The 10,059-nt window shown below is 66.9% G+C and carries 10 protein-coding genes and 1 pseudogene; 9 read left to right on the top strand and 2 right to left on the bottom strand.

Features of this window, described 5'->3' with window-relative positions:
• The coding region (locus tag ON27_RS25320) for an NADPH:quinone oxidoreductase family protein (RefSeq protein ID WP_043732974.1) at positions 1–699 on the top strand (699 nt) is incomplete at its 5' end.
• Between the two features lie 14 nt (positions 700–713).
• Entirely contained in the window at positions 714–1,826 is a 1,113-nt protein-coding gene (locus tag ON27_RS25315) for a winged helix DNA-binding domain-containing protein (protein ID WP_043732968.1), read from the top strand.
• Positions 1,827–1,837: 11 nt separating this feature from the next.
• On the opposite strand, the gene ON27_RS25310 is transcribed toward ON27_RS25315, so the two are convergent.
• Positions 1,838–2,362, bottom strand: a complete 525-nt coding sequence (locus tag ON27_RS25310) for an Lrp/AsnC family transcriptional regulator (RefSeq protein ID WP_043732965.1) — start codon at positions 2,360–2,362, stop codon at positions 1,838–1,840.
• A gap of 161 nt (positions 2,363–2,523) precedes the next feature.
• Here ON27_RS25310 and hppD point away from each other — a divergent pair, with 161 nt between their 5' ends.
• The 7 genes from hppD to tuf all read left to right on the top strand — a co-directional run bounded on the left by hppD (position 2,524) and on the right by tuf (position 9,638).
• The gene (hppD, locus tag ON27_RS25305; protein ID WP_043732962.1) at positions 2,524–3,726 is read left to right on the top strand and encodes a 4-hydroxyphenylpyruvate dioxygenase; all 1,203 of its coding nucleotides are present in this window, start codon (positions 2,524–2,526) and stop codon (positions 3,724–3,726) included.
• Positions 3,727–3,822: 96 nt separating this feature from the next.
• Positions 3,823–4,350, top strand: a complete 528-nt coding sequence (locus tag ON27_RS25300) for a DUF3558 domain-containing protein (RefSeq protein WP_043732960.1) — start codon at positions 3,823–3,825, stop codon at positions 4,348–4,350.
• Between the two features lie 10 nt (positions 4,351–4,360).
• Positions 4,361–4,918, top strand: a complete 558-nt coding sequence (locus tag ON27_RS25295; RefSeq protein ID WP_245560113.1) for a DUF3558 domain-containing protein — start codon at positions 4,361–4,363, stop codon at positions 4,916–4,918.
• Between the two features lie 343 nt (positions 4,919–5,261).
• Positions 5,262–5,636, top strand: coding sequence for a 30S ribosomal protein S12 (gene rpsL, locus ON27_RS25290; RefSeq protein ID WP_039801925.1), 375 nt, complete (start codon positions 5,262–5,264; stop codon positions 5,634–5,636).
• Position 5,637: 1 nt separating this feature from the next.
• Positions 5,638–6,108 carry a 30S ribosomal protein S7 gene (gene rpsG / locus ON27_RS25285; RefSeq protein WP_014353063.1) on the top strand — a complete coding sequence of 157 codons (471 nt, stop codon included), beginning with the start codon at positions 5,638–5,640 and terminating at the stop codon, positions 6,106–6,108.
• Positions 6,109–6,246: 138 nt separating this feature from the next.
• Positions 6,247–8,349: an elongation factor G gene (gene fusA / locus ON27_RS25280; protein ID WP_043732957.1), complete on the top strand. Its 2,103-nt coding sequence runs from the start codon at positions 6,247–6,249 to the stop codon at positions 8,347–8,349.
• Between the two features lie 98 nt (positions 8,350–8,447).
• Positions 8,448–9,638: an elongation factor Tu gene (gene tuf, locus ON27_RS25275; RefSeq protein WP_043732954.1), complete on the top strand. Its 1,191-nt coding sequence runs from the start codon at positions 8,448–8,450 to the stop codon at positions 9,636–9,638.
• Positions 9,639–9,803: 165 nt separating this feature from the next.
• Here tuf and ON27_RS25270 read toward each other — a convergent pair.
• Positions 9,804–10,059, bottom strand: a pseudogene (locus tag ON27_RS25270) (hypothetical protein); the annotation flags it as partial.

Genomic DNA, 10,059 nt, shown 5'->3' with positions numbered 1-10,059 from the left:
GCGATGGCCGAGACGGCCGTCACGCCCACGCAGATGGTGTTCCGGCTCCCCGACAACGTCTCGCTGGAGGCCGGCGCGGGCATCCTGTTCAACGATCTGACCGTGCACTTCTGCCTGCGCACCCGCGGCAGGCTGGCCGAAGGCGAGACCGTCCTGGTGCACGGCGCCGCGGGCGGCATCGGCACCTCGACCCTGCGGATGGCGGCCGCGCTCGGCGCGGGCCGGGTGATCGCCGTGGTGAGCACCGAGGAGAAGGCCGCGGTGGCACGCGCCAACGGCGCCACCGACGTGGTGCTCACCGACGGCTGGCTCGCGGCGGTGAAGGAGCTGACCGGCGGTCGCGGCGTCGACATCGTGCTCGACCCGGTCGGCGGCGACCGTTTCACCGACAGCATCCGATCACTCGCCTCGGCGGGCCGGTTGCTGGTCGTCGGCTTCACCGCGGGAGAGATCCCCACCGTCAAGGTCAACCGGCTGCTGCTGAAGAACGTCGAGGTGACGGGCGCGGCGTGGGGCGAGTGGGTGATGTCGCACCCGGGGTACCTGCAGGAGCAGTGGGCGGAGGTGGAGCCGCTGCTGGCCTCCGGCAAGATCGCGCCGCCGGAGCCGGTGCTGTACCCGCTGGACAAGGCCGCCGAGGCGGTCGCGTCGCTGGACAACCGGACGGCGACCGGCAAAGTCGTGGTGACGCTGCGCTGACGCACGCTCACGTCATGAAGCTGTCCAATCGAGTCCTGAATCGGACCCTGTTGGCCCGCCAGCACCTGCTCGAGCGCTCGCGGCTGACGGCGCACCAGATGTGCGACCACCTCGTCGGGCTGCAGGCGCAGGATTCGCCGCCGCCGTTCGTCGGATTGTGGAGCCGCGTCGCGGCGTTCGATCCGGCGACGGTGTCGGACGCGCTGGAGGACCGTTCGCTGGTTCGGATCACTCTGATGCGCGGGACGATCCACATGGTGACTCCCTCCGACGCGGTGCGGATCGCGCCGCACGTGCAGCCGGAACTGGAGAAAGTGCCCTTCCGCAAGGGCTTCAACTACGGCGCCATGGTCGGCCTGGATCCGGAGGAGGTGCGCGGGCGCGGCGAGGCCGTGCTCGGCGACGAGCCGATGTCCGCGGCGGACCTGCGCACCCGCGCCGCCGAGCTGTACCCCGACCGCGACCCGGGGGCGGTGGTGCAGACCTGGCTGTATCAACTGCCGGTCCTGCAGACCCCGCCGCGCGGGAAGTGGAAGGACAACAGCAGGCCGATCTGGTCGCGGGTGGAGCCGTGGCTGGGCATGCCGCTGGACCCGGCATATCCCCTGGCGGAGTTGATCTTCCGCTATCTGCGCGCCTTCGGTCCGGCGACCACGATGGACATGCAGACCTGGTCGAAGCTGCTCGGCATGAAGCAGGCCGTCGCGGAACTCGGCGATCGGGTGCGCACCTACACCGACGAGCGCGGCCGCACGCTCTACGACGTCGCCGACGGCGCGTTGGCCGACCCGGACGTCCCCGCTCCGGTGCGGCTGCTCGGCTGGTACGACAACGCCCTGTTGTCGCACCAGGATCGGACCAGGATCGTGCCCGACGGCACCGCTCCTCCGCTGCGCACCTTCGCCGCTCAGGTCTCCCCGGTGCTGGTCGACGGCTTCCTAGCGGGCCTGTACAAAATCTTCGCGGACGCGAAGTCCGCTCGGCTGCGCATCAGCCCCACCCGGAGCTGGACGAACACGGAGCGTGCCGAGGTCGAGGCCGAGGCGCACGCTCTGCTCGCCTTCCTGGAGGCGGGCAAGCGGGCGAGCGTGGAAATCCTCGACGTGCACGCCGACCTGCGCCCCTGAGCCGGATCGGCTCAGGGCTCCCGGGCCGGACGATAGGCGGGCGCCTTGGTTGTCCCGGTCGGGCTCAGCGTGCGCAGCAGCGGCAGCGCCCGGCGTGCCACCACGGTGGACAGCACGATGACGCTGTGCGAGCGCGCCACCGAGGAGGTCCGGTCGATGCTCAGCAGCACCGCTTGCAGCCCGGCGTGCGAGTCGGCCCCGATCCGGCACAGCACGTCGCCGGTGCCGGTGGTGGCGTAGGCCTCCAGCACGCCGGGGATGGCGTCGAGTTCGGCCGCCACGGTGTCCAGCGCGCCCTGGGCGATCTCCAGCGTGACGAACGCCTGCACGTCGAAGCCCGCCGCGGTGACATCGATCTGCGGGTCGTAGGAGGCGATCACGCCGGACTCCTCCATGCGCGCGATCCGCGACTGCACGGTGGCCCTGGCGACCTTGGTCCGGCGGGACAGTTCCAGGATGCCCGCCTTCTGGTACTCGTGCATCGCGGTGAGGATGGCGAGATCGAGTTCATCGAGCTTCGCCGGTGTGCGCGCCATGACCGCCTCCGTTCCAGCACTCGGACGGGCTTGTCGCCCGCCGCCTCGGTGCTATTCAAATTGTCCAGCATCACCGCGCGGTTCCTAGCCGAATTCGCCACAGTGTCTATCGAGAATTGTCGCTGTTGCCTACTCTGCCGACTCGGCGATTTCCTTGGGACATGACCATCGAGCACCTGCCGAACGCCCGGCCCGGCGCCGTTCCCAGCGACGGCGAACTGCGCACGCTCGTGGGGCTGGTGGACCACGACGACAGCGGTGACCCGTTCCCGGTCATCGGGTGGGACGCCCTGGTCTGGGTCGTGGGCAACGCCACCCAGACCGCGCATTTCCTGGAATCCGCCTTAGGGATGCGGTTGGAGGCGTACTCCGGCCCGGAGACCGGCAACCGCGACCACAAGGCGTTCGTCTTGCGCAGCGGCGCAGCGCGTTTCGTGGTCACCGGGGCGGTGGACCCGGACAGTCCACTGGTCGCGCATCACGATCGGCACGGCGACGGGGTGGTCGACATCGCCCTCGAAGTGCCCGACGTCGACCGCTGTGTGGCATGGGCGCGAGCCCATGGCGCCACCATTCTGGTCGAGCCGCACGACAACACCGACGACTTCGGCACGGTGCGCTCGGCCGCCCTGGCCACCTATGGCGAGACCAGGCACACCTTGATCGACCGATCCGGCTATTACGGCCCCTACCTGCCGGGCTATGTCGCCCGCCGCTCCGGCTATCAGCGGCGCGATGGTGCGCCCGCCCGATTGTTCCAGGCGATCGACCACGTCGTCGGCAACGTGGAACTCGGGCAGATGGACGAGTGGGTCGAGTTCTACCGGCGGGTCATGGGCTTCACGAACATGGCCGAGTTCGTCGGCGACGACATCGCCACCGAGTACTCGGCGCTGATGAGCAAGGTCGTCGCCAACGGCAACCATCGGGTGAAGTTCCCGCTCAACGAACCCGCCGCGGGCAAGAAGCGCTCCCAGATCGATGAGTACCTGGAGTACCACCGCGGGCCCGGCGTCCAGCACATCGCACTCGCCACCGGCGACATCCTCGCCTGTGTGGACGCCCTGCGCAGGGAGGGTGTCGAATTCCTGGAAACACCCGCCGCCTACTACGAGGACCCCGAACTACGCGCCCGCATCGGCCGGGTCCGCGTCCCGGTCGAAGACCTCCAGCGCCGCGGCATTCTGGTCGACCGCGACGAGGACGGCTACCTCTTACAGATCTTCACCAGGCCGCTCACCGACCGCCCCACGGTGTTCTTCGAACTCATCGAACGCCACGGCTCCCTCGGTTTCGGCAAGGGCAATTTCAAAGCCCTGTTCCAGGCGATCGAACGCGAACAGGAGGCCAGGGGGAATCTGTGAACGGGCATCCGCTCGGCTCGTCGGCCGGTAGTGCGCCGCGATGGCGAGGCGATCTTGTCCAGCCGGTCCGGCTGCCGCGTCGGTAGAGTTCTCTGCATGCGGATCAAGTCGGCGGTCGGCCTCGCGACAGCCTTGGTGCTCACGCTGGCGGCCTGCGGTTCGGGCGGCGAGTCGGAGGACTCGGGGCCTTCGCGGCCTGTGCCGAAGGTGGTGGCGCTCGGCCCGTTCGTCGGCGAATGTGGTCACGTCACCGACGACGAGGTGCGCACCCTGGGTGGCCTCGGCCGGATCTCCGGCGTGTTCCGCAATGCTGTCGGATGTAATTGGCAGTCGGCCGGAATCGGTTCTCCCAGTATCACTTTCGCTTCATATCGAGGCAGTCCCATCGAGCGTGAGCGGGCGTGGGTGAGCGTGGAGGGCCGCGCGCCCGATCCGATAACAGTGGCCGGGCGCGACGGGTTCGCCGCCTTGGACCCGAGTGGAACCATTTGCGATCTGGCGGTGCAGCTCGGTGACGACTTCTTCGAGTGGTCGACCAATATCGGACAGTTCGGCGCGGTGAACGGTAATCCGTGCGACCGCAGCCGCGCGCTCGCCGAGCTGACGCTGCAGCGGATTCAGTGAGGGGTGCAGTGTGAACGTCGGTCGAGACCTGTACAGGCGCGCCGCGGCCACCGCCGTCGCCGCGGCGTTCGCGCTGTCGGTGGCCGGGTGCGGTCAGGTGGTCTCCGGCACCGCGCATCCGGTCGGCGGAAGCGAGCCGGTCAACACCAAGCTGGACAAATTGCTGCGCGAATGCGAGATCCTCTCCGACGAGCAGATCGGCAAGGCGATCGGTGAGAGCGTCATGGTCAGTGATTCGTTCTTCGGCGCCGTCTGCATGTGGGACCTGATCGGCGCGCCCGGCGGGAACGGCATGGCCACGCTCAACTGGTACGAGAACGGCACGCTGAGCAACGAGAAGCAGACGAACAACAAACTCGGCTACGAGACCACCAACATCACCATTCAGAGTTCGCTCGCGCTGCAGATTCGCAGGCCGAAGGACCCGGACTCCTGCGGTGTGACGGCGAGCGCCCCGGACAACGGGGTGATCGGGTGGTGGATCAACTACCGGCCCGGTTCGGCGCATCCCGACCCGTGCGACGCGGCCAAGAAATTGATGGAAATGACCTTGAACCTGGCCAGGTGAGCGCTTGCGGAACCGACCCGCTTTGACCCTGTGTCCCGGCCGCGGGTATCGTGGACCGCTGTGCCCGGAAGCATGCGGGCAAGTTCGTGCGTGACCGTAGGCCAGCGAGAGCGGCCGACGACTCCAGCGTGCCCGGAATTCGGGCTCCGCGCCGCGCGCGACACGCCCGACCTCGGGACGCGAGAAACGTGGCCGGACGTGCGAGTGAAAGCTCGATGACAGCGGTGTGAACGACGAGCCCGGAAGCGGAAGCTTCGCGACCACGAAGGGCTCCGGGAGCGCCGCGAACTTAAAACAGACATGAAGTCCACACACCGCGTTAACTAATAAGGAAAGCCGGTCTATGCCAACCATCAACCAGCTGGTCCGCAAGGGTCGCCGCGACAAGGTCGCCAAGACGAAGACCGCGGCCCTGAAGGGGAGCCCGCAGCGTCGTGGCGTGTGCACCCGCGTGTACACCACGACCCCGAAGAAGCCGAACTCCGCGCTGCGCAAGGTCGCGCGTGTTCGCCTGACCAGCTCGGTCGAGGTCACGGCCTACATCCCCGGCGAGGGTCACAACCTGCAGGAGCACTCGATGGTGCTCGTGCGCGGCGGTCGTGTGAAGGACCTTCCCGGTGTTCGCTACAAGATCATCCGTGGCTCCCTCGACACCCAGGGTGTGAAGAACCGCAAGCAGGCCCGCAGCCGTTACGGCGCCAAGAAGGAGAAGAGCTGATATGCCACGCAAGGGCCCCGCACCCAAGCGTCCGCTGATCAACGACCCGGTCTACGGTTCGCCGCTGGTTACTCAGCTGGTCAACAAGATCCTGCTGGACGGTAAGAAGTCCACCGCCGAGCGCATCGTCTACGGTGCGCTGGAGCAGGCGCGCGAGAAGACCGGCACCGACCCGGTCGTGACCCTCAAGCGCGCGCTGGACAACGTGAAGCCGTCGCTGGAGGTCAAGCCTCGCCGCGTCGGTGGCGCCACCTACCAGGTTCCGGTCGAGGTCCGTCCGGGCCGCGCCAACACCCTGGCCCTGCGCTGGCTGGTCAACTTCTCGCGTGCGCGCCGGGAGAAGACCATGGTCGAGCGCCTGGCCAACGAACTGCTCGACGCCAGCAACGGCCTCGGCGCCTCGGTCAAGCGCCGCGAGGACACCCACAAGATGGCCGAGTCCAACCGGGCCTTCGCGCACTACCGCTGGTGACGTCTGCCCGGCCCGTCGTCTGGGTCGGGAGGCACAGCCGGAACGCGGCACTCACCGGCCGCGTCCGGCGTTGACAACAGAGGCGACCACAGGGTCGTCCCCGATAATCCCAACTAGCTACGAGCGGGGAAGATTTCCGTGGCACAGGACGTGCTCACCGACCTGAACAAGGTCCGCAACATCGGCATCATGGCCCACATCGATGCGGGCAAGACGACCACAACTGAACGCATCCTCTTCTACACCGGCATCACGTACAAGATCGGTGAGGTCCACGACGGCGCCGCCACGATGGACTGGATGGAGCAGGAGCAGGAGCGTGGTATCACCATCACCTCCGCGGCTACCACGTGCTTCTGGAAAGACAACCAGATCAACATCATCGACACCCCCGGGCACGTCGACTTCACCGTGGAGGTGGAGCGGTCGCTGCGCGTGCTCGATGGCGCCGTCGCGGTGTTCGACGGCAAGGAAGGCGTCGAGCCGCAGTCCGAGCAGGTGTGGCGTCAGGCGGACAAGTACGACGTGCCGCGGATCTGCTTCGTCAACAAGATGGACAAGCTCGGTGCCGACTTCTACTTCACCGTGCAGACCATCAAGGACCGCCTCGGCGCCAAGCCGCTGGTCATCCAGCTGCCGATCGGCGCGGAGGACACCTTCGAGGGCATCGTCGACCTGGTCGAGAACAACGCCAAGGTGTGGCGTGGCGAGACCAAGCTCGGTGAGCAGTACGAGGTCGTCGAGATCCCGGACGACCTGAAGGACAGGGCCGAGCAGTACCGCCAGGAGCTGCTGGAGACCGTCGCCGAGTCGGACGAGGCGCTGCTGGAGAAGTTCTTCGGCGGCGAGGAGCTGACCGTCGAGGAGATCAAGGGCGCGATCCGCAAGCTGACGGTGACCTCCGAGCTCTACCCCGTGCTGTGTGGCTCGGCGTTCAAGAACAAGGGCGTGCAGCCCATGCTGGACGCGGTCATCGACTACCTGCCCTCGCCGCTGGACGTGGAGGCCACCACCGGCCACGTGCCCGGCAAGGAAGAGGAACTGCTCACCCGCAAGCCGAGCGCCGAGGAGCCCTTCGCTGCCCTGGCGTTCAAGATCGCGGTGCACCCGTTCTTCGGCAAGCTGACCTACGTGCGCGTGTACTCCGGCAAGGTCGACTCCGGCGCCCAGGTGATCAACTCGACCAAGGGCAAGAAGGAGCGTCTGGGCAAGCTGTTCCAGATGCACTCCAACAAGGAGAACCCGGTCGGCGCCGCCTCGGCGGGCCACATCTACGCGGTCATCGGCCTGAAGGACACCACCACCGGTGACACCCTGTGCGATCCGCAGAACCAGATCGTGCTCGAGTCCATGACCTTCCCGGACCCGGTCATCGAGGTCTCCATCGAGCCGAAGACCAAGTCCGACCAGGAGAAGCTGGGCACCGCGATCCAGCGTCTCTCCGAAGAGGACCCGACCTTCTCGGTCAAGCTGGACGCCGAGACCGGCCAGACCGTCATCGGCGGTATGGGCGAGCTGCACCTCGACATCCTGGTCGACCGCATGAAGCGCGAGTTCAAGGTCGAGGCGAACGTCGGTAAGCCGCAGGTGGCCTACCGCGAGACGATCACCAAGCGGGTCGAGAAGCTCGAGTTCACGCACAAGAAGCAGACCGGTGGTTCCGGCCAGTTCGCGAAGGTGATCATCGGACTGGAGCCGTTCGTCGGCGAGGACGGCGCGCACTACGAGTTCGAGAACAAGGTCACCGGTGGCCGCGTGCCGAAGGAGTACATCCCTTCGGTGGACGCGGGCGCCCAGGACGCCATGCAGTACGGTGTGCTCGCCGGCTACCCGCTGGTGAACCTGAAGGTCACGCTGCTCGACGGCGCCTACCACGACGTCGACTCGTCGGAAATGGCGTTCAAGATCGCGGGCGCGCAAGCGCTCAAGGAAGCGGCTCGCAAGGCCGGTCCGGTGATCCTCGAGCCGATGATGGCGGTCGAGGTCACCACGCCCGAGGACTACATGGGCGATGTGATCGGCGACCTGAACTCCCGCCGTGGTCAGATCCAGGCCATGGAGGAACGCAGTGGTGCCCGTGTCGTCAAGGCGCTGGTTCCGCTCTCGGAGATGTTCGGTTACATCGGTGACCTGCGGTCGAAGACCCAGGGCCGGGCGAACTACTCCATGGTGTTCGACTCGTACGCGGAGGTTCCGGCCAACGTGTCGAAGGAGATCATCGCCAAGGCGACCGGCGAGTAATCGCTCCCGGGCGTTTGTAAACCCTTTCCCCGTGTCCGCGGGGATGACCCCCGCACTGCTGCAATTGCACGCACCAACAAGTCCAGGAGGACAAAAAAGTGGCGAAGGCGAAGTTCGAGCGGACGAAGCCGCACGTCAACATCGGCACCATCGGTCACGTCGACCACGGCAAGACCACGCTGACCGCAGCGATCACCAAGGTGCTGGCTGACAAGTACCCGGATCTGAACGAGAGCTTCGCGTTCGATCAGATCGACAAGGCGCCGGAGGAGAAGGCTCGTGGTATCACGATCAACATCTCCCACGTCGAATACCAGACGGAGAAGCGCCACTACGCGCACGTCGACGCGCCGGGTCACGCCGACTACATCAAGAACATGATCACCGGTGCGGCGCAGATGGACGGCGCCATCCTCGTGGTCGCCGCCACCGACGGCCCGATGCCGCAGACCCGTGAGCACGTGCTGCTCGCCCGTCAGGTCGGCGTGCCCTACATCCTGGTCGCGCTGAACAAGGCCGACATGGTCGACGACGAGGAGATCCTCGAGCTCGTCGAGATGGAGGTCCGCGAGCTGCTGGCCTCGCAGGAGTTCGACGAGGACGCGCCGGTCGTGCGGGTCTCCGGTCTGAAGGCGCTCGAGGGCGACCCGAAGTGGTCGGAGTCGGTGCTGGAGCTGATGGCGGCGGTCGACGAGTCCATCCCGGACCCGGTGCGCGAGACCGACAAGCCGTTCCTGATGCCGGTCGAGGACGTGTTCACCATCACCGGTCGTGGCACCGTCGTCACCGGTCGCGTCGAGCGTGGCGTGATCAACGTGAACGAGGAAGTCGAGATCGTCGGCATCCGCCCGGACAAGACCAAGACCACGGTCACCGGTATCGAGATGTTCCGCAAGCTGCTCGACCAGGGCCAGGCGGGCGACAACGTCGGTCTGCTGGTTCGTGGCATCAAGCGTGAGGACGTGGAGCGCGGCCAGGTCGTCGTGAAGCCGGGCACCACCACCCCGCACACCGAGTTCGAGGGCCAGGCGTACATCCTGTCGAAGGACGAGGGCGGCCGCCACACCCCGTTCTTCAACAACTACCGTCCGCAGTTCTACTTCCGTACGACTGACGTGACGGGCGTTGTGACCCTGCCCGAGGGCACCGAGATGGTCATGCCCGGTGACAACACCGAGATGACCGTCAAGCTGATCCAGCCGGTCGCCATGGACGAGGGTCTGCGCTTCGCGATCCGCGAGGGTGGCCGCACCGTCGGCGCCGGTCGCGTCACGAAGATCATCAAGTGATTCACTGAATCGCTGGTAACGGCGCCGCTCCTTCGGGAGCGGCGCCGTTCGCGTTTCCCGGGCTTCCGAACCCAGGGGGTTTCGGCCTCGAGCGCGGCGACAACGAACCACTTCTCGACTCGTTGACCAGGCCGGCCCGAGCGAGGACCGCGGGCTGATCGCGGCTCAGCAGGCGTAGGCGCGGCCGACGGCGGGTTCGCGCTCGGCCGCTGGTAGCTCGCGCAGGCAGCCGAGCGGTACGACGCCTTCGCTGCTCAACTGCACACCCGTGTGCTTGGTGGGATGCACGCAGGTGAGGCCGGTCGTCGCGAGGCGGCAGAGGTATTCGCCGAAGGTGACGGTGCTGTCGTACGGCAACGTCTCGCCCTCGCCGTTGATGAAAAGTCCAGGGTCGCCGCGGAATTGGCCGACCGTCAACCGC

The organism is Nocardia asiatica NBRC 100129, assembly GCF_000308415.1.
Classification (GTDB): domain Bacteria; phylum Actinomycetota; class Actinomycetes; order Mycobacteriales; family Mycobacteriaceae; genus Nocardia; species Nocardia asiatica.
The sequence above is the reverse complement of the archived record's forward strand: the minus strand, read 5'-3'. Positions and strand labels throughout refer to the sequence as shown.